The organism is Nitrospira sp. (assembly GCA_029194675.1).
In the GTDB taxonomy this organism is placed as follows: Bacteria; Nitrospirota; Nitrospiria; order Nitrospirales; family Nitrospiraceae; genus Nitrospira_D.
On sequence record JARFXP010000001.1, the window covers coordinates 781,942 to 802,389 of the forward strand.

A 20,448-nucleotide genomic window follows, 5' to 3' on the forward strand; every position below is an offset into this window, starting at 1 on the left:
GTGGAAGAACGGTTCTCATTTCCCGATCCTCACGGCCATCGGGTAGCCGCCATCTTGACCATCCCCAACGGAGGAACGGACAAAGTCTCCATCCTGTGTCACGGATTTCTTTCATCGAAGACCAGCTCGACGAACAATGCGCTGACCCGCATGTTGGTCGGCCGAGGCATCGCCACGTTCCGCTTCGATTTCTTCGGACAGGGAGAAAGCGAGGGTCCGTTCGATCGGATTACCGTCAGCTTGGCCGTTGAACAGGCCAAGAGAGCAGTCGATCTCATGAGAGATCGCGGGTATCGACACATCGGCCTGATGGGATCAAGTTTCGGTGGTCTGGTCTCGATTTTGACCGCTTCGCAACGGACGGACTTGGCCTGCCTCGCCCTGAAATGTCCCGTCGTCGACTTCGCCGAGGAGCTTCGGCTCGAATTCGGAGATGATGGAATGGCTCAATGGAAGGCAACCGACACGATTCCAAACATCATGGGCGGCCCCGATCGAATCCCGCTGCACTATGCCTTTTATGAAGATGCGCTTCGGCAAATCGCCTACGTCCCCGCGCAATCGATCACGGCTCCGACCATCATTGTGCAAGGCGACAAGGACGAGCATGTTCCGCTTCATCAAAGCCGTCAGCTTTGTGACGCACTCCGAGTCAAGAAACACCTTGAAATGCTACCAGGAGCCGACCATCAGTTCACGAAGGGTCCGGATTTCCTACGGATGACCCAAACCATTGGCGATTGGCTGATACGGCACCTGTCGGCCGCTCAGTCATAATCAGCCGGTTGAAAGCGAATAATGGTTCGACGCAGTATTGTCAAGTTTCCTCCCCACGTCAAATCAACACCTCCACCGACGCAATCTCCACCATCGCTGACAGTAAAATCCCAACACACTCTCTTCCGGTATGTCCGAGAGATGTGGCCTGAACCCGAGCAAACCTCAGGAGGCCCACTTGAGCGCCAACTTTTTCTGGTTGATGGCGCAGTCTCTCAAGTACAGGTTGATGAGACGCTGGTACGGCATACCAAGCTCATCAGCCAGCCCCTTAAAATACGAGATCGTTGTGCTATCCAATCGAATCGTAATGGGCTTCTTGAGTAATTTCCGATAGGGATTCCGAACTCCCTTCATCTTCGAAAAGTCATATTGAGCTCTCATGTGTCACCTCTCATAATGTCTAGTTTCGCTTCGAGTAGCTTTCCGTGCCGAGATGATCCGGATGACTCGATCACTTTCCCTGTAGCAATGACAGACGATCAGAGCGCGCAGCTTGAAGCTGATCCCCAGCATGAGAAAGCGATCTTCGTCGTCTGAGTGGTCGGGATCATAGAATCTGATAGCATGATCATCAAGAAACACCGTCTGCGCCTCTTCAAATGAAACGCCGTGCTTTCTGCTATTGCTCCGATTCTTGGCTTCATCCCATTCAAAGCGCAGCTCATGCATGTGTACAGTGTACATAAGCTTAACGTCATCGGCAATGGGGACTATTCGGTGAAGCAGGAGCGGAAGGATGAAGAGCCCCTTGTTGCGCTAGGCATTTCGTCTGTACCCCAGCCTCTAGCAATCTTATCCGGGACGCCAAAACGTTTCAGATCGCCTCGCTCATGCAGACAGGGAAGAACGTCGGCATGCAGACCTTGGATGACGCGATCCAGGATCTACTGAGAAAGAAATGGATCTCACCTGAAGAGGCGTATGAGAAAGCCATCGACAAGAACCGATTTACCAAGCTCCTCAACACCCCGCCGGATGGGCTGCAGTAGCCCCAGGCAGTGTCGTGATGAACAATACTGGAAATTCGACACGCAGCGATCTTGCCATGGACCCTAGCCTTGCCTAGTGCAGGTACAGGACAGATTTAGCCCCTATCCTTCAATTGGATCTGGCAACTAAGGCACTTCCCTTGCCCGCGAGTAGTTCTCCACAATCTGCAAGTAGGCTGGCATGCATAAAACACGACGTACGCCCGGTTCTGTTTAAGGTATCCAGTATTGCCATGAGAGCACCGCAAGGAAGCGACAGTGCGGTCTCACTCGCCGTAGAAAACCAGGCTCACCTTCTTGATGCCCTTGACAAGAATATACTAAAACTCGCATATTATTTCACGTGAGCCAAAAGCCGATCGTGTGGCTGGGATCATCGCACCGTGACCTTCAGACGTTCCCTCAAGATGCCAGGCGGTCAGCCGGTTTTCAACTCCGGCAGGTGCAACAAGGCCTGGACCCGGCTGACTTCAAGCCGATGCCTTCGATTGGTTCAGGCGTCTATGAAATCAGAGTGCATACGGCAGTGGAACACCGTGTCTGCTACGTGGCAAAGTTTGCCGAGGCCATCTATGTGCTCCACGCGTTCTCAAAACGAACCAGAAAAACATCGCAGCATGATGTCCTCGTCTCAAAACAACGTTATCAAGCCCTCCTCACCCAACGTTGAGTGGTGATGGACACAGGGAAAGAATGGCCATGAGACTCAAGATGACCAAATCCAGCGGCAATGTTTTCCGGGATATCGGCTTTCGGCGCGAAGAAGCCGAACATCTGTTGGTCCGCGCGGACCTCATGATCCAAGTGCAAAAGCTCATCGCCTCCCGACGTCTCAAGCAGAAGGCCGCGGCCAAGATCCTCGGTGTGACGCAGCCTCGCGTGAGCGATCTCCTTCGGGGACGAATCGACCTCTTCAGTACGGACGCACTGATCGATCTCTTAGCCCGCTTGGGGGCTGAGGTGCGGCTCAAGGTAAGAATCCGGGCTGCAGCCTAGGAAATACCACATTGCTTGCTAAGATCATTCAATCCGGACAGCTCACCCACACGGACATCGCTAAACTTTCCGGTACATCGAGAACCAGAGTGACGGCCATCGCAAATGGGAATACGCAGGGCGTTTCAACCGACGTGTTGATTCGAATACTTGCCGCAATGGACCACCGTACCGAAATGCGAATCAAGAAAATCGCTGCCTAGTGTTGCCCGAGGCACTGCTCAGCTGCATGTACAAATCAAGATGTGGCCCCACTTGCATTCGAAACTGGCATGCACAGAACAAGACGTGGCCCCAGGCCAGTTCTCCGCTGCACGCCAGTTATGCATGCTAGTGATCGAACAGATCCCACTTGTATAGCCATTCTACGTATCCAGCTATCCCATCCACATCAGGGAACATCGACGCCTGGTTGATCCCGGCTTTATTCAATGAAAGCTTCAGACCAAGGCACAAGCGACTTGGAATAACCCATTTACTGAGCGCCTTCGGTTGGTATGGACCATCGGGGGTGCGATGCCAGGTAAACAAACCTCTTTGAGCCGTGACTCGTGCCGTAACGTGATGCGGAAAGTAGGCAACAACCTCTTCGGTAGAGGACGACAGTTCCAAGTCTGACTCAACGACGGACGGGGGAGGCAGGGCATAGATCGCGGGGTCTTTCCGCTCCCCTCGAACTATCCCCGTTGGCTTGACCGCGAAAAATGCGGCGACCAGCGGGCTAGCAGACCAGTCAAGTAACCGGGTGGGCAATCCATGATGCTGCGCAATGCACAGCCACTCCAGTTCGGAGCGTGGCTCTAGCATCAGATGAGGACGAGCTTCGCGCTTGAACCGCGCGATGCACTTGCCTTCGGCATCAGGCGAATATACCAAATCGGTTCCATCTAGCTTCTTGCGAGTACCGCACCGGCCAATCTTGGGGATAAGGTCATAGCTTTCATCTTCGACACCACGGAAAACCCGGTTCCGTGTCGAAAACTGCTGAGCGAGATCGGAAAGCTCTGCCCAGCTGGATATCGTATACGTGTCCATAAGGGAAATCGCTACCCAAGCGCATAGCGCCGACGTTCACACGTCGCCGAGCGAGGCGAGAGAACCGCGAGATCGCAGGGTGAGCGATGTCGCATGCAACGCCTTGTGTGGTAATGGCTTATGCATCCAGTTTTCCATATCCCTCTCGATAAATGTCCCGCCCATCACCCAGTGTCGGCCATCCGAAATGTCGATCAATAATCGTGTGAGATTCATGCGAACCAGCTGTGAGCCGATCTCATCTACTGCTTTACATATCTCACCGGGACACAACCTTGAATGTATCGCCGGCGATGATGAGTCCCTCGGTGCCGTCGGCAAGCTTGACCTTGAAGCCGTCATGATCCTGGCCGTGATAGACGCCGACAGCTTTTATTTTCTCATCTGCCTTCAGAATCGTGATGACTTTACCTGGTTGAAAACTCGCGCGCTGAGAGTCAGAAGAAGGTATCTGGTCTATGCTGTGAACCTCCGTCGGCGTTTCGATCAGGAGGATCGTCTCGGGGTTCTCGCACCCAAGTTGGACTGAGACACTCAGAATCAGTAAAGCCAGCAGGGCCAGGGGCTTACCAAAACGGATTGTACAGGGCCACATATTTTCTCGTGTTCTCCTCTCAATAAATGATCCCCCCGATCACCCAATGCCGGTCGTCCGGAATGTCGATCAACAATCTCGTGAGATTCATTCTGGCGAGCTGCGAACCGATTTCATCCTCCGTAAAAGCGGCGAGCAGGGAATTGTAGAAGTCACGGCGTAGAATGTCCGGCTCGTTAGCAGCATACTGGTCAACGATGGCCTGTGCCTCTTCCGGCGATTCGGGACGGAGTAGATCCATCACGAGTACCGGCGCACCAGGCTTCACTAGCTGGCGAATCTTCTGCCAAAACTGCAACGGATTCGACAGATGATGGAGCAGGCTGTTGGAAATGACGGCATCAACGATTCTTGCACCGGCGACCTCTTCATACCGTTCGCAGCGCAGCGTAATGCGATCCGTCAATCCCGTTTGCTTTACCGCTTGCTCTCCTAACTGAATCATCGGGGCTGAGGCATCGATGCCGATGACCTGGCAGGCTGGATAGAGTTTGGCGAATCGAATCGGAATATCGGCTGGCCCACAGCCCAGATCCAGCACCCGACCCTGCGAAAACTCCGGGAAGTATTCTTTAAAACGATCGACGAATCCTTGATTCTCCTCCGAGAAGTCGGCACGCGCGTAGGCCTCGGCCTGCTTCTGATCGTCCATGAGTTCCGGTTCTAATATTCGATCCATTGGTTAGCTCCAAGAGCGTATGGCCGATGGCTTGTTGCAGAAACAAGAGTGACGAAGGAATCGCCTGTGCCATACGCTATACGCCATTAGCTCCCTATCTCCACTGCATCTCCCGGCCGCACCACACCGCCGCGCAATACTTTCGCATAAACCCGACTCCAGCCTGGGTTTAACTTCTGCGAAATGCGCGAGAAGTCCTCGTCCAGAAACCAGCGGCCATTGTGACTGCAGGGCGTCGTGTAGCTCGTCACCTCGACTTGAATATCTGGGCCGATGGTCAACCGTACGCCTGGCCGGACCAGGTCCCAGTCCATGCCGGACAAAGTCAGGTTTTCACCCGACGACCCTGCATCGATGGGGTGACCTTCATCTTGAAGTTGCTCGATGAGCTCAAGCGAATACAAACAGACCGCACGGTCAGGTCCACCATGGAACCTGAGGTTCCGCTGCCGATCGCCATCCAACCCCCGTTCACTCACCTTCGCTTCCCAGACAGGAAGTTTCGGGACTCCGCCATCAGAAACGTTGATCTGATGGACATGTGGGTAAGATGGCCTGGTGGACATCATCAGTCCGTGCCGTCGCAGGATTCCGGCTTGAGGAGTTTCATCGCCACCCAACCTTCTTCCTCACGTCGGCCGACGCAGACAAGGCCTAGATTGGACAACTGTTCGGTGATCTCCGCTTCTTGCTCGATGAGAATACCGGAGAGCAGTAGACGCGCCCCGGAGCATGCACGGCTGGCTAAATCCTTCGCGAGAGCTAAAATGGTTTGCCGATCAAGATTGGCCAGCACGAGATCGGCGGCAAACGAACCTCTCTGTGCCAGATCCTTCAACGTCCCGCACAGGATTTCAATCCGCTCCTTCAATCCATTCAGCACGACAGCCTCTCTCGCACAATCTACGGCAACAGAATCAATTTCGACGCCAATGGCTGATGCCGCACCTAGTTTTACCGCTGTTATGGCCAAGATTGCGCTGCCCGTCCCCACATCTAAAACCTGTTCTCCGCCGTGAATGTCGTTTTGCAACCAGCTGAGCAACATGCGAGTGGTCGCATGGTGGCCGGTGCCGAACGCCTGCTTGGGATCGAGCACGATCTCGACATCCTTTGGCCCTAGCACGACCGGTTCCCAACTCGGACGAATGACCAGGCGACCGATTCGAAGCGGTTTCACGGAGCGTGCCCACGCATCGTTCCAGTCTTGAACCGCCATCCGTGTCACGAAAAGAGAATGCTCGCTGCTCGCTGTCGCCAGATTTGAAACGGCCTCACGCACCGAAGCTAACCGCTCTCCGTTCCAGTGGTCTTGCGCCCAATAGAGATGAACCTCGTCCACATCTTCCCAGGCTCCCTGGACCGTCGGATCATCAAGCCGACTCAGCAATTCCCCCGCATCCAGAGAACCGCGAATACACACATCCACCCAGTCATGCGGCATCATCATTACTCACTCGTGATTGGCTACTTCCATCGTGCCATGCCGGAGATGCAGCCTGATTTGACGTTCACCATCTGTTCCCAGTAAGGTCGCCGGATATGGCAAGCTCACGCATCGCCCAGATCGAGGCGGTTATCCGACGCACCGACCGCCTCATTGCTCAAGGAACGAAGACCAGCGCAACCTTCACACGATGGCGGCTGGCTATTTTCCTCACCGGCCTCGTCGGCACCGTGACCCTCTATAAGCTCGACTGGTATCACAGCGGCAACCTGGCCCTTGGAGCATTCCTTACCATTTTCGTCACCGTGGCCGCGTATCATAACAGGGTGGAAACCAGGATTCACCGGCTCCGCCAATGGAAGCAGGTCAAGCTGGGTCATCTGGCTCGAATGGCGTTGGATTGGGCCGCGATTGCTCCAAGACCCGGTGAAGGTCCGAGGTCTCATCCATATGCCGCTGATCTGGATCTCTTCGGCGCACATTCCCTAACACATCTCCTCGACACCACCGTGTCGGACCATGGTCGCGAGCGTTTGCAGAGCTGGCTGCTGGAGCACCCCCCTTCCCCCTCGCATTGGGACACACGGCAGTCGTTGGTGAAAGAACTGGCGCCTCGTTCCTTATTTCGCGACCGGCTTGCGCTCGAAGCCGAGCTGACGGGAGACCAAGAAATCAACGGTAGGCGGTTGGCCGCCGTGCTGGAACATCCGATCGGCTTGCCTCGCTTAGACGCCATACTTGCCGTTCAGAGCGTCCTTGCTCTTGCCACGATAGGCCTTGCCTCAGCTTCGATGCTCGGCCTGCTTCCCGGTTATTGGATGTTTTCGTTCGCGGCCTATGTATTGATTTACTTCATGACTGATCAAGGGGAAGAATTGCTGGAGCATGCCGTCGGACTCCACCATGAAACTGAGAGGCTTGCCACGGTTCTCGGTTACATTGAGCGGCATGCAAGACGACGAGACACGGCACTCGCTTCAGTCTGGACGAACCTGATCGATGCAGTCAGTCCTACGCTGCATCTCAACCGTGCTGCACGTACACTCCATGCGATCAGCATCAAGGCCCATCCCCTCGTCCATCTGGCCGTCAACGCGCTGTGCCCATGGGATCTGTGGTTCACTCGACGACTGATTCAGATCCAGCACGAAATCAAAACTGCCCTCCCTCGCTGGCTTGATTGTTTGGCCGAAATCGAAGCGGCATCGGCCCTGGCTACCTTTGCCTATCTCCATCCCCATTACACATGGCCAACTCCCTTCATCGCAGCCGGCGAACAAAACGGCATCCCTCCTGCTCTCAACGCCGACCGACTTGGCCATCCGTTACTGCCGGCCAAGACCCGTATAACCAACGACGTTCATCTGAAGGGACTCGGCTCCATTCACCTGATTACCGGCTCCAACATGTCCGGCAAGAGCACCTTCCTACGGACGATCGGTATCAATCTCTGCCTAGCGCAAGCCGGCGCCCCTGTCTGCGCCGATTCATTTGAATGGACCTGGAGCAGGCTGGCCTGTTGCATCCGCGTCGATGACTCCCTCGATGCCGGTCTGTCGTTCTTTTATGCCGAGGTGAAACGGCTGAAAACAATCCTCGATGCAACCAAGGAACGCACCTTGCCACCCGTACTGTTCCTCATCGATGAAATCTTCAAGGGAACCAATAACCGGGAACGGCTCATCGGCAGCCGTGCCTATATTACCGCACTGTCGCAAGGACACGGCTTCGGCCTCGTGAGTACCCATGATTTGGAATTGGCGGATCTGGAATCAGCAATACCGGGTTTGGCCAACGCGCACTTTCAAGAAACCGTCTCGGCCGGCGCCCTGGAATTCGACTACAGGCTCAGACCTGGCCCTTGCCCCACGACCAATGCGCTGAGAATCATGGAACTGGAAGGGTTGCCTATTTCCCCGGCCCCCCAAATCAGGCACAATAACCCTCACGGATGACCACCTCGGCCGGTTCTGAAACTCAACCTCTGTCGCATCCCCTTCGCGGTCTCTTGATCGCCCAATTCTGCGGCGCATTCAATGATAACGCGTGGAAACTGATGGTCGCCTTACTCGCCATTCGGCAAGCCACGGCAGGTATGGCATCGGGCCCCCAACTGGAGACAGTGGCCCAGACCCAGACCGCGATGGCATTTGTCATTTTTACCCTGCCGTTGGTGTTCCTCTCTCTTGTCGGAGGCACATTGGCCGATCGCGTGAGCAAGCGGACGGTCATCATCGCCATCAAAATTGTTGAGGTATGTCTCATGTCCGCCGGCACCGGCGCGCTCTGGCTCAATCCCGCCGGTGGCATGCTCCCCTTGATCGTCTTATGCGGCATGGGCGTGCACAGCGCGCTCTTCAGTCCCTCGAAGTACGGAATTCTTCCTGAATTGATCCCGCATGAGCGACTCGCTGTCGGTAACGGTCTGTTGGAGATGTGGACCTTTGCGGCCATTCTGACCGGTACCGCTGCCGGAGGTTTTCTATTACAGATGTCCGGAGACCACACCTGGCTGGCTCCGCTCGTATTGACCGGACTGTCGGTCGTCGGTCTCACGACCGCCTTTAGGATTCCACGAGTGTCGCCCGCCCGTGCTGCCGGAGGGGTGGGAACCACAGTCCAAGGCGCATGGGCGGCGATTCAATCCGAACGGATGTTGCGCATGGCCATTCCCATGGAAATCATGTTCTGGACGATTGCGAGCCTGTTCGGACAGAACATCATCGTCTATGCCAAAGCTGTCTTGCATCTGTCCGACGCGATGTCGGGCCTTCCACTCACCGTTCTGTCGGTAGGCATCGGAATCGGCGCCATGCTCGTTGGACGAATCTCCCAGAACCGGGTCGAGTACGGACTCATTCCGTTAGGCGGCATCGGCGTGTTTCTGACATTGCTGTCGCTCGGCATCCTGGCACCCCCGTTGACAGGAACATTCCTCATGATGGGAGTACTGGGAATTTGTAGTTCATTCATCTTTGTTCCGTTGAACGCCATCCTCCAATGGAAATCCCCGTCCGATCGGCGCGGCGCCGTCATTTCGTTCTCCAACACCTGTGTCTTCACCGGTATCCTGTTGGGATCACTTGCGGGTGGCTCTCTGGCCAATATCGGTATCTCGACGACCGGCATTTTTTTGGCCGCGGCCGCCATGACTCTGGGCGGCATCGGGTGGGCGCTTTGGTGCTTGCCTGACACGTTTATTCGGCTGGTGCTGGTCATGCTCACAATCACACTCTATCGCCTCCGCATCGTCGGCCAGTCTCATGTTCCACAATCCGGTGGAGCACTCCTCGTTCCTAATCATGTCTCCTTCATCGACGGTTTTCTGCTGATCGCCAGTCTGGATCGCCCCGTGCGCTTTGTCGTTGATTCGCAATATGCCGAACAGCCCATCCTCAAACCTTTCATGAAGGTGCTCGGAGTCATCCCCATTTCCTCTCAGGGAGGCTTGCGTGTTATTTTGAAGGCGCTCCGCGAAGCCGGCGCCGCTCTCGACAAAGGAGACCTCGTCTGCATTTTCCCCGAGGGTCAGATCACTCGCACCGGCACGCTCTTACCGTTCCGCCGGGGCTTCGAACGTATCGTCAAGGGACGAACGGCTCCTATCATTCCGATTTACTTGGATCGTGTTTGGGGCAGCATCTTCAGCTTCAATCGCGGCCGCTTTCTGTGGAAAGTTCCGGACCAACTTCCGTATCCCGTTACCGTCTCGTTCGGCGCACCGCTGCCGACGGATACCTCGGCGCATGAGCTGCGTGGGAAGATTCGAGAGCTCGGCGAAGCAGCCTGGCAACTCAGGAAAGCGACTCGTCGACCGCTCCACCGCGAATTCATCCGATCGATGCGTCGCTATCCGTTCCGCCTGGCCTTAGCCGACCAGAATCGCCCCCACGTCACGTCCTTGCAGGCTCTCATCGGATCGATCGTCCTTGCCAGGACGCTTCGTCCCTACTGGAAAGATCAAGAACGCGTCGGTGTTCTGCTACCACCGACAGTTGCCGCAGCCTTGGTCAATGTCGCAGCGCCGCTTTGCGGCAAGACGATCGTGAACTTGAACTACACGGTCGGGAAATCTGGCTTGGAGACCGCTGTACGTCTTGCCGGGCTGCGCACGATCGTGACGAGTCATACCTTCGTCGAGAAAGCCAAACTCGAACTCCCGAATGGGCCGTCGGTGATCTGGTTGGAGACCGTGGCCAAGACGATCGATTTCAGCCAAAAAGTGTTGGCTTCGCTGCTGGCCCTGTTCGCTCCCTGTCGCGTCATCGAACGAGCCTGTGGTCAGACGACCCCGCTCACTCCCGACAGCCTGGCCACAGTCATCTTCAGCAGCGGCAGCACCGGAGAGCCCAAAGGGGTCATGCTCTCGCACTTCAACATTGACGCCAATTGCCAGGGCGCTACGCAGCTGCTCCATCTCTATCAAGACGAACGCGTTCTCGGTATCCTGCCGTTCTTTCATTCATTCGGATACATGGTGTTCTGGTTCGTGATGTTCAACAACGGAACCATGGTTTTTTACCCTTCGCCGCTCGACGCGGCGGCGATCGGCGAACTCGTTCAACGATACCGTATCACCTTCGTCGTCATCACCCCGACGTTCTTGCAGCTCTATTCGCGCCGCTGCACGCCGGAACAATTCAGTTCAGTGCGGATCATCCTCACCGGTGCGGAAAAGCTGTCGGCTCGACTCGCCCAAGTGATCGAAGACAAGTTCGGTGTCGCCCCGATCGAAGGCTATGGAGTCACCGAATGCGCCCCTGTCATTGCCGTCAATTGCCAGGACTATCGCGCAGCGGGCTACTATCAACCGGCCTCGCGCCGTGGGACCGTCGGCCAACCGCTCCCCGGTGTATCCGTGCAGATTGTCGATCCTGATAGTTACACACCGCTGCCGGCCGGCGCACCGGGAATGTTGCTTGTGAAGGGACCGAACGTGATGAAAGGTTATCTGGAGCGTGAAGACCTCACGGTCCAGGTCATGCGGGGCGGGTGGTACATCACCGGTGACATTGCCTCCCTGGATGAAGACGGATTTTTGACGATTACCGACCGGCTGTCACGTTTCTCAAAAATCGGTGGGGAGATGGTCCCGCACGGCAAAGTCGAAGAAGCCCTGCAACTGGCTGCTGAAACCGATACGCAAGTCTTTGCCGTGACCGGTTTACCGGATGAGAAAAAGGGAGAGCGTCTCGCAGTCCTCCATACGTTGGAGGAATCCCGCATTCCTCACGTTCTGGAAAGGATCTCGGCGAGCGGCCTACCAAATTTATTTATCCCGGGGAAGCAACAGTTCATCAAGGTTGATGCGTTGCCGGTCCTCGGGACCGGTAAGCTCGATTTGCGGGGCGTCAAGCGTATTGCAACGGAACGATTAGGGTCGAACACGTGATCACCTGATGGCCGAGATTGAAAACCGTGAATCCTACCTTTTGCTGAGTCTTGTTGGCGGAGGCCTTCTTGCATCCGCCATCGGACCAACGGATCGATTTACATGGTTTCTCGAAGCACTGCCGGTGCTCCTCGGAATTCCTCTCGTGATTAGCACACATGCCGCGTTTCCATTGACGCCCCTGCTCTCTCGCCTACTCGTTGTTCATGCCTGCATTCTGTTGCTGGGTGCCCATTACACCTACGCTCAGACACCGGTCGGCCATTGGATGCAGGACCTGTTTCATTTCACCCGCAACCACTACGACCGGATCGGCCATTTCGCGCAGGGCTTTGTCCCAGCAATTCTGGCCAGAGAAATCCTTCTTCGTCGCTCTCCGCTTCAACCTGGGAAATGGCTCTTTTTCCTGGTCTGTTCGGTCTGCCTCGCATTCAGCGCCTCCTATGAGCTCTTTGAATGGGGAATCGCACTTTCAACCGGCGAAGCAGCAACTGCCTTCCTCGGTACGCAGGGCGATGAGTGGGATACGCAGTGGGACATGTTTTTGGCATTCCTTGGATCAGTGATTGCTCAATTGGCTCTTTCTCCAATGCACGACCGCCATCTCATCGTGCTAGGTTCTGCCAAACCAAGGATCACATAGATGCCATGACATCTCCTCTGTACAGCAAATCACTCATTGACTGTCATGTCCATCTCGCGGCATTGCCTGACGGTGACAACGGCTGCTTCATCTCGCCGAACCTCCTACGAAGTCCGCTCTTTCGTTTTCTCCTGTGGAAGCACGACCTCTCACCGGCCCACCCGCGCGAAACCAACCGGAAGTATCTCGAACATCTGCTGACGGAGCTACGCGCCTCACGGCATGTTTCGAAAGCAGTGCTGCTCGGCATGGATGGGTTTTACGACCAAGCCGGCCTGCTCGATCGGCAGCACACGGACTTTCTTGTCAGCAACGATTACGTCTTCACGACTGTCCGAGCCTATCCAGACATATTCCTTGCCGGTCCGTCGATCAATCCCCAGCGCGAAGATGCCATCGACGAAGTCCATCGCTGTGCCGATGCCGGCGCCGTCTTGATCAAAGCGTTGCCGAACGCCCAGCACTTCAACCCGGCTGACGTGAAATATAGAGCGTTCTATCGTGCACTGGCGCAACGGAGATTACCGTTCTTGAGCCATGTCGGTTACGAATTCAGTCTGTACGGAAAAGACCAATCCCTCGGAAATCCCGATCGGCTCCGCCTGGCACTGGAAGAAGGAGCGACCGTCATCGCCGCTCATGCCTGCAGTTATGGTCTCATGTTCTATGAGAAGTTCCTGCCGACGTTACGGGAGTTCTCGCGGCAGTATCCAAACTTCTATGCCGACATTTCCGCCCTCACCCAACCCCATCGGTTGAAAATGCTGTTGCATCTCAGGCATCACCCTGAACTCCACTCCCGTCTGCTCTTTGGAACCGACTACCCATTGTCCGTCTTCCACCTGGCAACTTGGGGCCGCGTGGGCCTTGGCAGGTTGTGGAACTTGATTCGTACAAAGAACCGCTTCGATCGACAAGTCGAGGTCTGTACCGGTCTGAATTTGAATTTTCGATCCTTCGGCGAACTTGTTTCAGGCCGGACCTCATACCGCTGACGCCCCAGATATCAACCACGGCAGCTCTGCGCTGGATCGTTCCCCTAGGTAAATCGGTAAGCTGGAGTACGGTTTGTCCATCCAAACAAAACGGCCGTTCTCCCAATAGGAGAACGGCCGTTTATGTCTCCCTGAATCTGACCGAGATGATCTATGGACTGACTGAGATCCGATCCTTGATCAAGTCGAACGTCTCTTTCGGAACGACGTTTCTCGCCACCAATTCACCCTTCACGCGATACGGACGATTGCTCACGATCCGATCGGCTTCGTCCTGCTTCAGGCCTAAAAAGAGGATCATATCGCTCGCTGAAACCTTATTAATGTTCATCGTCGCCGAAGCAGCTGCCGGAGCGGTTCCGGATGGAGCCTGGCTCGGGGTCACTATCGCTGTTTGAGGGTTGGAACGATCCTTGAGCTCCTTTTGGTAACGGGCAACCAATGCTTTCAGCGTGTCGTTATGGCGTTTTACATCCTGATATTCCTGTCGCACATTCTTATTCTGCGCCGACAACGCTTTGACTTTGTCCTCGAGCTCCTTGGTTCGTCCTTCAATCGTGCCTCGCTCCGCATCACGTGCATGCTCAATGCGCTGAAGTTCATCGCGAGCCGCTTGTGCCTCATTGCTGAACTTCACGTTCAGTTCTTTGAGGGTTCGGACCTGTTGTTCCATGGCGTTTTTCTGTTGACGGGTCTTCTCCAGTTCCATCTTGACGCTGTCTGCTTCCGTCAGCGCCTCCTGGTATTTCTTGTTGGATACGCAACCCGTGGTCAACACCGCTCCAACCAACACTATCGCCGTCCACTCGCGTCTCATGCGATCCTCCCTCCATCGAATTTCAGGGCTTGACCATCCTTCATGTGGATGTCCGCTTCCACCGGCTGTTACAGTCGCCCTTCCGGATACTTTCTTTGTGTGTATGCCAACAGTCGGGCATTGTCAACATAATTGCTTTCATGTGAGACTTTGCCACTGACACAGACTGCCGGCAAACCATCCGGCGCTTGACGGATCAGGGTCGCTCTGTGATTATCGCTCACATTCTAACAAACATGGTCATGAGGATTGAAACCTCCCTCTCACTATTCCAAGTGGTGCACGCATGAACGAATGGGGTCCAGCGCTCGCGGTGATTCTCGGGGTCGTCGAAGGACTGACGGAGTTTCTGCCTGTCTCGTCCACCGGACATCTTATTCTGGTCGGCCATGCCCTCGGCTTCACCGGAGACGTAGCTGCCAACGCCGAAATCTCCATTCAGTTGGGTGCAATTCTGGCCGTCATCGTCTTTGAACGGCAAAAAATTGGACGATTGCTGTCCGGAGCCTGGCAGGAGCAGAAGGCCGTGCGTGCTGCCTCGGCAAACCAGCTTTCCGCCCCATGGTCCGACCGCATCAAGGTCTCCATGCACAGTCATCCCAACTTATGGTTCTTGCTGGGACTGGGAATCGCCTTCCTGCCGGCGGCCATACTCGGCCTGTCGGCTCATGGATGGATCAAGTCGTATTTGTTCACTCCCCAAACAGTGGCGGCAACATCGATCCTCGGGGGTATCATCATCCTCATTGTTGAAGCCAGGAAACGAACCATCCATGCGATGAGTCTGGACCAGGTGTCGACAGTCCATGCATTCTGGATCGGTCTTGCACAATGCGCCTCCCTGATTCCCGGCATGTCTCGATCCGGCTCAACCATCATTGGAGGTCTGCTCGCGGGGCTGGATCGAAAAGTTGCCACAGAATATTCGTTTTTCCTCGCCCTCCCGACCATCATCGCGGCCACGGTCTACGAAACGTGGAAGGCACGAGGGACGTTTACAGACCAGGATTTTCTGGCGCTCGGCCTCGGCATGTTCGTCTCATTCCTGGTGGCCTGGGCCGTCATCGCCGCCTTTTTGACCTATGTCCAACGGCATACCTTGCGCGTCTTTGCCTACTATCGTATTATTCTCGGACTGTTGGTGATGTTGATCGTCCGCTGAAAGGAGTTGTTCATGTCTTCTGATACGATTCATGTCTATGATACGTGGGTCAACGGTAAAAGCGGTCGCATTCACTTCGATGTGATGACGACGGACGAAGCCACCGCCCTCAAACTTGCCAAGGAATACCTCGTCAGCATCGGGGAGCCGACTGCGGCGGTGACAACGAAAGAATGTCAATTCTGTCACAGCGAACCGCTGTTCATGTTCTCTGCGGAGCAGCAGAAGCAAGCCAAGGAAACTGGCGGATTTATCGTCCGAATGCCGGCTTAACCATGAAGGGGTAAATGAGGGGTACATAGTTCGTGTTGAGCGCAAGTTCAACACGAACTATTTAGGAATACATACTCATGGCACCGGGATCATGCTACTGGTCTGACGGGACAGAAGAAGTTTCCGAGGCAGGAGGAGGATCGGTCCGTTTCTCAAAGGCAAAGTGAATGATCAGGAAGATCACTCCGACGGTGATCGCAGAATCCGCGACATTGAACGCAGGCCAGTGATAGTTGTCGACATAGACATCCAAAAAGTCGATCACTTCTCCAAAACGCAGCCGATCGATGAGGTTGCCGATTGCGCCGCCGAGAATTCCCGCAACGCTGACCCGCCCCATCCAATCCTGTTCGGGCATCCGTAACAGGATCGTACCCAGCAGCCCAAGGGCAAAAATCGACGTCAACCCGAAGAAGACCATCCGAAACGCGTTGCTGCTCCCGGCCAGCAGACCGAATGCCGCCCCCGGATTTCGAATATAGGTCAAGCTGAAGAGATTGGGGATGATGGAGATCGATTCATGGAGCCGCATGGTCTGCATGATCTGTTGTTTGGTCAGCTGATCCAGAAAAATGATGCTACCGGTCACTGATGCGAGGGCCAGATTGCGAAGGCCTGATGCACTCAACGGATTGCCTCCACACATCGATCGCACAGTGTCGGATGGGCGGCATCCTTGCCGACCGCTTCTCGATAGTTCCAGCAACGTTCGCACTTTCCCGCTTGTGATTTCGACACCGTCACACGAAGCGGTTCTCCACCTTCCGGACTTTGCGTTAACATCACTTTCGAGACGATGAACAGGGCGCTGAGGTCTTGTTCGTACGGCTTCAAAAATCGGAAATTATCGGCATTAGCTTCGATGTGCACATGAGCTTCCAAAGAAGAACCGATCGTCTTCCTCTGGCGGCTCTCTTCCAGCACCCCCTGCACCTGCGTACGACATTTCAGCAGCCGCTCCCACCGCTCGGCCAGCTTCGCATCGGGCCAAGCTGGATCGACCTCAGGAAACGAGGCGAGATGCACACTCGCCGTTCCCACCCCTCCAGGTACCTGCGCGGCTAATGTTCGCCAGATCTCCTCCGCCGTGAAGCTCAACACTGGGGCCATAAGTTTCGCCATCGCCACAACGATGTCGTACAGGACGGTCTGGGAGCTGCGACGCTCGTGTGCATCCTTGCGGAACGTATAGAGCCGGTCTTTTAGGATGTCGAGATAGACCGCGCTCAGATCGACGGAGCAGAAGTTGTTCAATGCATGAAAGATCGTATGAAACTCAAAATCTTCATAGGCTTGCCGCACTTTCGTGATCAGTTCCCCGAGACGCAACAATGCCCATCGGTCCAATTCCGGCAGTTTCTCAAAGGGGACACGATGGGTTGCCGGATCGAAATCGTACAGATTACTCAAGAGAAACCGGCAGGTGTTACGGATCTTCCGATAGGCTTCGATGAGTTGCGCCATGATGGTGGTAGAGATGCGTATATCGTCTTGATAATTCTGGGCAGCGACCCATAGCCGAAAGATTTCCGCCCCGTGCTGCTTGATGATTTCATGGGGTGCCACGCCGTTCCAGGCCGATTTCGACATCTTCTTGCCATGATCGTCAACGACGAAACCATGTGTGACTACTGTCTTGTAGGGTGCCCGTCGGTCTGTGACTATCCCTGCCAGCAAGGCACTATGAAACCAGCCGCGATGCTGATCGGACCCTTCAAGATACAAGTCAGCTGGCCACCACTTCCTCGGCTTCAACACAGCGGCATAGCTCACGCCCGATTCGAACCAGACATCGAGAATATCCTGCTCTTTCTCGAATTGATCTTCGCCACACTGCGGACACTTCGTGCCAGCCGGCAACAGCTCACCGGCAGATCGTTCAAACCAGAGGTCTGCCCCCTTCGCTTCCATTAAGACCGCGATATATTCGATCACGACTGGATCGGCGAGCACATGACGACAGGTCTTACAGGTGAACCCCGGAATCGGGACGCCCCACACACGCTGACGTGAGAGGCACCAATCAGGCCTGTTTTCGATCATGCCATTGATTCGATCGCGGCCATAGCTCGGAATCCATTGAACCCGTTCGATCTCGGCAACGGCTTCTTTCCGCAGATCGTTCATCTCCATCGACACAAACCATTGCTCCGTCGCCCGGAAGATCACTGGACTCTTGCAGCGCCAGCAATGGGGGTACGAATGGCTCAACGAACCATGCCCGAGCAGGCGACCATTTGCCTGCAGGTAGTCCACGATTTTCGGATTGGCCTTCAAGACATGTTGGCCGACGAACTCCTTCACGACCGGCGTGAACCGCCCAGCGCTGTCGACGGGTGCCAGGATTTCGAGTCGTTCACCGGATGAAGCCTTAGCGTTGTGCTCAAGCACGAGGAGATAGTCTTCCATGCCATGTCCAGGGGCGATGTGGACGCAGCCGGTTCCTTGCTCAAGAGTCACAAAGTCACCGAGCAGAATCGGTGACAGGCCGGTAGACAACGGACGTTGCGTCTCCAACCCCTCGAACCCCTCTCCACCTTTCTTCACCCCCAACACCCGATAGTCTTCGAACTTGCAAGCTTTGGCCACGCCCTCGATCAACTTCTCGGCCATAACGAGAAGCTCATCTCCCACCTGCACGAATGCGTAGTTGATCTCGCGATGAAGACAGACCGCTTGATTCGCCGGAAGGGTCCAGGGTGTGGTCGTCCAGATGACAATGGAGACCAGCTTCGTTCCTTCCGGAAAAGAAATGCCAGGGAAGGTCTTTCCCAGAACCGACGGTGAGGTGACGATCGGGAATTTCACATAAATCGACGGGGATGTATGATCATCATATTCGACTTCAGCTTCTGCCAGCGCGGTTTGATCTTGAGTACACCAGAGGACCGGCTTGAGCCCTTTGTAGACCCCGCCCCGCTCAACGAATTTTCCAAACTCACGAATGATCGTGGCTTCATAGCTCGGCGTCATTGTCAAATAGGGCTGCTGCCAGTCACCCAGCACTCCCAGCCGCTTAAATTCTTCTCCCTGGAGAGTGACATGTTTTTCCGCGTATTCTTTGCAGAGTTTGCGGATAGCGAGAGCATCCAGATCCCTTTTCTTCTCCCCGAGGTCCTTCATCACTTGGTGCTCGATCGGCAGGCCGTGACAATCCCAACCCGGCACAAAAGGGGTTTGATACCCTGACATCGTCTTCGACTTGACGATGATGTCCTTTAGGACGTAGTTCAACCCATGACCGATGTGAATGCGGCCATTGGCATATGGAGGGCCGTCGTGGAGCACGTACAGAGGCCGTCCATGCCCCATCGCTTGAATCTGCTCGTAAAGCTTCTGTTGCTCCCACCAGGCCAGCATTTCAGGCTCGCGTTGCGGCAGATTGGCCTTCATCGGGAAATCGGTTTTCGGAAGGTTGAGTGTTGATTTGTAATCCATAAGACTCTATGGGATTCGAGCATTCACCGGATGATCATATGGAATCGATGGACTATACCGGAAGGAAGGGGGGAGGCACCAGCCCTAACTGATGGCCATCATGCGGTCCAATGCAACCTTCGCCCAGCGCTTGTCGTCTTCCGGTACCACAATACGGTTGACGATCTGGCCTTCGGCAAGATTCTCCATGGCCCAGCAGAGGTGTGCCGCATCGATTCGAAACATGGTGGCGCACTGACAGACCGTGGATGACAGGAAGAACACTTTTTTATCGGTGAGTTCATGCTTCAGTCGATTGACGAGATTCAATTCCGTCCCGACCGCCCATATTGTGCCGGCCGGCGCAGCGGTCACCGTGCGAATGATGAACTCGGTCGATCCGATGAGATCCGCCCTATTGACCACATCTTCGTGGCATTCTGGATGCACAATGACGTTGCCGTCCGGATACTGTTTGCGGAAGTGATCCACGTGGATTGGTTGAAACATTTGATGGACGCTGCAATGACCTTTCCATAAGATCAGTTTGGCTCGCTTAATAGCTTCCTTGGTATTCCCGCCGTTGGGTTGATAGGGATCCCACACGATCATCTGTTCGCGGGGAATGCCCATTTTGTTCGCCGTGTTGCGGCCCAAGTGTTCATCAGGAAAGAAGAGAATTTTTTCTCGCCTCGCCCAACACCATTCAATTACGGCCTTCGCATTGGAGGACGTACAGGTGATTCCGCCGTGCTCCCCACAAAACGCCTTGAGCACCGCCGCTGAATTCACATACACCGCCGGCATCACGGTCTCCTCGACCGAAACCACGCGTCCCAACGCTTCCCAACATTGATCGACTTGCTCAATCGCAGCCATGTCCGCCATCGAGCAACCGGCGGCCATGTCCGGCAGGATCACTGTTTGTCGGGAACGGCTGAGAATGTCTGCCGTCTCGGCCATAAAGTGCACGCCACAGAAGACGATGTAGGGGCGTTCGGATCGTTCGGCGGCTAATTTCGACAACATAAGCGAGTCACCGCGAAAATCGGCATGCTGGATGACTTCGTCCCGCTGGTAATTATGGCCCAGGATCATGACCTGCTCACCGAGCGCACTCTTCGCTGCTGTCGTCCGGCGGTATAATTCCTCCGTCGACTGAGTCTGGTACTCGGTGATTGGCCTCGGTAGCGTCGCAGTAGCCGTCACAATACTCCTCCAAACGTAA

The 20,448-nt window shown here is 55.2% G+C and carries 22 protein-coding genes; 10 read left to right on the top strand and 12 right to left on the bottom strand.

Annotated features, from left to right (window positions below; all coding sequences use genetic code 11):
* Positions 1-777, top strand: coding sequence for an alpha/beta fold hydrolase (locus P0120_03655; GenBank protein ID MDF0673429.1), 777 nt, complete (start codon positions 1-3; stop codon positions 775-777).
* 165 nt (positions 778-942) lie between these two features.
* On the opposite strand, the gene P0120_03660 is transcribed toward P0120_03655, so the two are convergent.
* Both P0120_03660 and P0120_03665 read right to left on the bottom strand, forming a co-directional pair.
* Positions 943-1,161 carry a CopG family antitoxin gene (locus P0120_03660; GenBank protein ID MDF0673430.1) on the bottom strand — a complete coding sequence of 73 codons (219 nt, stop codon included), beginning with the start codon at positions 1,159-1,161 and terminating at the stop codon, positions 943-945.
* 3 nt (positions 1,162-1,164) lie between these two features.
* Entirely contained in the window at positions 1,165-1,464 is a 300-nt protein-coding gene (locus P0120_03665) for a BrnT family toxin (protein MDF0673431.1), read from the bottom strand.
* 146 nt (positions 1,465-1,610) lie between these two features.
* Here P0120_03665 and P0120_03670 point away from each other — a divergent pair, with 146 nt between their 5' ends.
* From P0120_03670 to P0120_03680, 3 genes are all read left to right on the top strand, one after another.
* Positions 1,611-1,769 (top strand): hypothetical protein, encoded by a 159-nt coding sequence (locus P0120_03670; GenBank protein ID MDF0673432.1) that lies wholly within the window; start codon positions 1,611-1,613, stop codon positions 1,767-1,769.
* A 343-nt stretch (positions 1,770-2,112) separates the two neighbouring features.
* On the top strand, positions 2,113-2,439 hold the full coding sequence (locus P0120_03675; protein ID MDF0673433.1) for a type II toxin-antitoxin system RelE/ParE family toxin: 327 nt from the start codon (positions 2,113-2,115) through the stop codon (positions 2,437-2,439).
* 41 nt (positions 2,440-2,480) lie between these two features.
* Positions 2,481-2,765, top strand: a complete 285-nt coding sequence (locus P0120_03680) for an XRE family transcriptional regulator (GenBank protein MDF0673434.1) — start codon at positions 2,481-2,483, stop codon at positions 2,763-2,765.
* 330 nt (positions 2,766-3,095) lie between these two features.
* Here P0120_03680 and P0120_03685 read toward each other — a convergent pair whose 3' ends face one another.
* From P0120_03685 to P0120_03710, 6 genes are all read right to left on the bottom strand, one after another.
* A complete protein-coding gene (locus P0120_03685; GenBank protein ID MDF0673435.1) occupies positions 3,096-3,800 on the bottom strand; it encodes an FRG domain-containing protein in 705 nt (234 codons plus the stop codon).
* 36 nt (positions 3,801-3,836) lie between these two features.
* Complete coding sequence (locus P0120_03690; GenBank protein ID MDF0673436.1) at positions 3,837-4,016, bottom strand: hypothetical protein; 180 nt, start codon at positions 4,014-4,016, stop codon at positions 3,837-3,839.
* A gap of 43 nt (positions 4,017-4,059) precedes the next feature.
* Positions 4,060-4,395, bottom strand: a complete 336-nt coding sequence (locus P0120_03695) for a hypothetical protein (GenBank protein MDF0673437.1) — start codon at positions 4,393-4,395, stop codon at positions 4,060-4,062.
* 19 nt (positions 4,396-4,414) lie between these two features.
* On the bottom strand, positions 4,415-5,074 hold the full coding sequence (locus tag P0120_03700) for a class I SAM-dependent methyltransferase (protein ID MDF0673438.1): 660 nt from the start codon (positions 5,072-5,074) through the stop codon (positions 4,415-4,417).
* 86 nt (positions 5,075-5,160) lie between these two features.
* The gene (locus P0120_03705) at positions 5,161-5,553 is read right to left on the bottom strand and encodes an MOSC domain-containing protein (protein ID MDF0673439.1); all 393 of its coding nucleotides are present in this window, start codon (positions 5,551-5,553) and stop codon (positions 5,161-5,163) included.
* Positions 5,554-5,642: 89 nt separating this feature from the next.
* Positions 5,643-6,524, bottom strand: coding sequence for a 50S ribosomal protein L11 methyltransferase (locus P0120_03710; GenBank protein ID MDF0673440.1), 882 nt, complete (start codon positions 6,522-6,524; stop codon positions 5,643-5,645).
* Between the two features lie 92 nt (positions 6,525-6,616).
* On the opposite strand from P0120_03710, the gene P0120_03715 reads away from it, so the two are divergent.
* The 4 genes from P0120_03715 to P0120_03730 are packed head-to-tail and all read left to right on the top strand — an operon-like array spanning position 6,617 to position 13,551.
* Positions 6,617-8,476 (top strand): MutS family DNA mismatch repair protein, encoded by a 1,860-nt coding sequence (locus tag P0120_03715; GenBank protein MDF0673441.1) that lies wholly within the window; start codon positions 6,617-6,619, stop codon positions 8,474-8,476.
* The gene (locus tag P0120_03720; GenBank protein ID MDF0673442.1) at positions 8,473-11,913 is read left to right on the top strand and encodes an acyl-[ACP]--phospholipid O-acyltransferase; all 3,441 of its coding nucleotides are present in this window, start codon (positions 8,473-8,475) and stop codon (positions 11,911-11,913) included. The genes P0120_03715 and P0120_03720 overlap by 4 nt, the downstream gene beginning before the upstream one ends.
* A gap of 7 nt (positions 11,914-11,920) precedes the next feature.
* Positions 11,921-12,556 carry a DUF2238 domain-containing protein gene (locus P0120_03725; protein MDF0673443.1) on the top strand — a complete coding sequence of 212 codons (636 nt, stop codon included), beginning with the start codon at positions 11,921-11,923 and terminating at the stop codon, positions 12,554-12,556.
* A 5-nt stretch (positions 12,557-12,561) separates the two neighbouring features.
* Complete coding sequence (locus tag P0120_03730) at positions 12,562-13,551, top strand: amidohydrolase family protein (GenBank protein MDF0673444.1); 990 nt, start codon at positions 12,562-12,564, stop codon at positions 13,549-13,551.
* Positions 13,552-13,702: 151 nt separating this feature from the next.
* Here the strand turns inward: P0120_03730 and P0120_03735 are convergent, their stop codons facing one another.
* On the bottom strand, positions 13,703-14,368 hold the full coding sequence (locus P0120_03735; protein MDF0673445.1) for a hypothetical protein: 666 nt from the start codon (positions 14,366-14,368) through the stop codon (positions 13,703-13,705).
* A 286-nt stretch (positions 14,369-14,654) separates the two neighbouring features.
* On the opposite strand from P0120_03735, the gene P0120_03740 reads away from it, so the two are divergent.
* Both P0120_03740 and P0120_03745 read left to right on the top strand, forming a co-directional pair.
* Entirely contained in the window at positions 14,655-15,530 is an 876-nt protein-coding gene (locus P0120_03740) for an undecaprenyl-diphosphate phosphatase (GenBank protein MDF0673446.1), read from the top strand.
* Between the two features lie 12 nt (positions 15,531-15,542).
* Positions 15,543-15,803, top strand: coding sequence for a DUF2024 family protein (locus P0120_03745; protein MDF0673447.1), 261 nt, complete (start codon positions 15,543-15,545; stop codon positions 15,801-15,803).
* A gap of 94 nt (positions 15,804-15,897) precedes the next feature.
* Here the strand turns inward: P0120_03745 and lspA are convergent, their stop codons facing one another.
* The 3 genes from lspA to nadA all read right to left on the bottom strand — a co-directional run bounded on the left by lspA (position 15,898) and on the right by nadA (position 20,429).
* Positions 15,898-16,431: a signal peptidase II gene (lspA, locus tag P0120_03750; GenBank protein MDF0673448.1), complete on the bottom strand. Its 534-nt coding sequence runs from the start codon at positions 16,429-16,431 to the stop codon at positions 15,898-15,900.
* Positions 16,428-19,241 (bottom strand): isoleucine--tRNA ligase, encoded by a 2,814-nt coding sequence (gene ileS / locus P0120_03755; protein MDF0673449.1) that lies wholly within the window; start codon positions 19,239-19,241, stop codon positions 16,428-16,430. Before ileS ends, lspA begins: the two co-directional genes overlap by 4 nt.
* Positions 19,242-19,325: 84 nt before the next feature.
* A complete protein-coding gene (gene nadA / locus P0120_03760; protein MDF0673450.1) occupies positions 19,326-20,429 on the bottom strand; it encodes a quinolinate synthase NadA in 1,104 nt (367 codons plus the stop codon).
* Positions 20,430-20,448: the final 19 nt, after the last annotated feature.

What these genes read in the sequence shown, in the direction of transcription:
- P0120_03660 (MDF0673430.1), bottom strand. Translation starts at nt 1,161, where the DNA reads ATGAGAGCTCAATATGACTTTTCGAAGATGAAGGGAGTTCGGAATCCC.
- P0120_03665 (MDF0673431.1), bottom strand. Translation starts at nt 1,464, where the DNA reads ATGTACACTGTACACATGCATGAGCTGCGCTTTGAATGGGATGAAGCC.
- P0120_03670 (MDF0673432.1), top strand. Translation starts at nt 1,611, where the DNA reads ATGCAGACAGGGAAGAACGTCGGCATGCAGACCTTGGATGACGCGATC.
- P0120_03680 (MDF0673434.1), top strand. Translation starts at nt 2,481, where the DNA reads ATGACCAAATCCAGCGGCAATGTTTTCCGGGATATCGGCTTTCGGCGC.
- P0120_03685 (MDF0673435.1), bottom strand. Translation starts at nt 3,800, where the DNA reads ATGGACACGTATACGATATCCAGCTGGGCAGAGCTTTCCGATCTCGCT.
- P0120_03690 (MDF0673436.1), bottom strand. Translation starts at nt 4,016, where the DNA reads ATGAATCTCACACGATTATTGATCGACATTTCGGATGGCCGACACTGG.
- P0120_03695 (MDF0673437.1), bottom strand. Translation starts at nt 4,395, where the DNA reads ATGTGGCCCTGTACAATCCGTTTTGGTAAGCCCCTGGCCCTGCTGGCT.
- P0120_03700 (MDF0673438.1), bottom strand. Translation starts at nt 5,074, where the DNA reads ATGGATCGAATATTAGAACCGGAACTCATGGACGATCAGAAGCAGGCC.
- P0120_03710 (MDF0673440.1), bottom strand. Translation starts at nt 6,524, where the DNA reads ATGATGATGCCGCATGACTGGGTGGATGTGTGTATTCGCGGTTCTCTG.
- P0120_03715 (MDF0673441.1), top strand. Translation starts at nt 6,617, where the DNA reads ATGGCAAGCTCACGCATCGCCCAGATCGAGGCGGTTATCCGACGCACC.
- P0120_03720 (MDF0673442.1), top strand. Translation starts at nt 8,473, where the DNA reads ATGACCACCTCGGCCGGTTCTGAAACTCAACCTCTGTCGCATCCCCTT.
- P0120_03725 (MDF0673443.1), top strand. Translation starts at nt 11,921, where the DNA reads ATGGCCGAGATTGAAAACCGTGAATCCTACCTTTTGCTGAGTCTTGTT.
- P0120_03730 (MDF0673444.1), top strand. Translation starts at nt 12,562, where the DNA reads ATGACATCTCCTCTGTACAGCAAATCACTCATTGACTGTCATGTCCAT.
- P0120_03735 (MDF0673445.1), bottom strand. Translation starts at nt 14,368, where the DNA reads ATGAGACGCGAGTGGACGGCGATAGTGTTGGTTGGAGCGGTGTTGACC.
- P0120_03740 (MDF0673446.1), top strand. Translation starts at nt 14,655, where the DNA reads ATGAACGAATGGGGTCCAGCGCTCGCGGTGATTCTCGGGGTCGTCGAA.
- P0120_03745 (MDF0673447.1), top strand. Translation starts at nt 15,543, where the DNA reads ATGTCTTCTGATACGATTCATGTCTATGATACGTGGGTCAACGGTAAA.
- ileS (MDF0673449.1), bottom strand. Translation starts at nt 19,241, where the DNA reads ATGGATTACAAATCAACACTCAACCTTCCGAAAACCGATTTCCCGATG.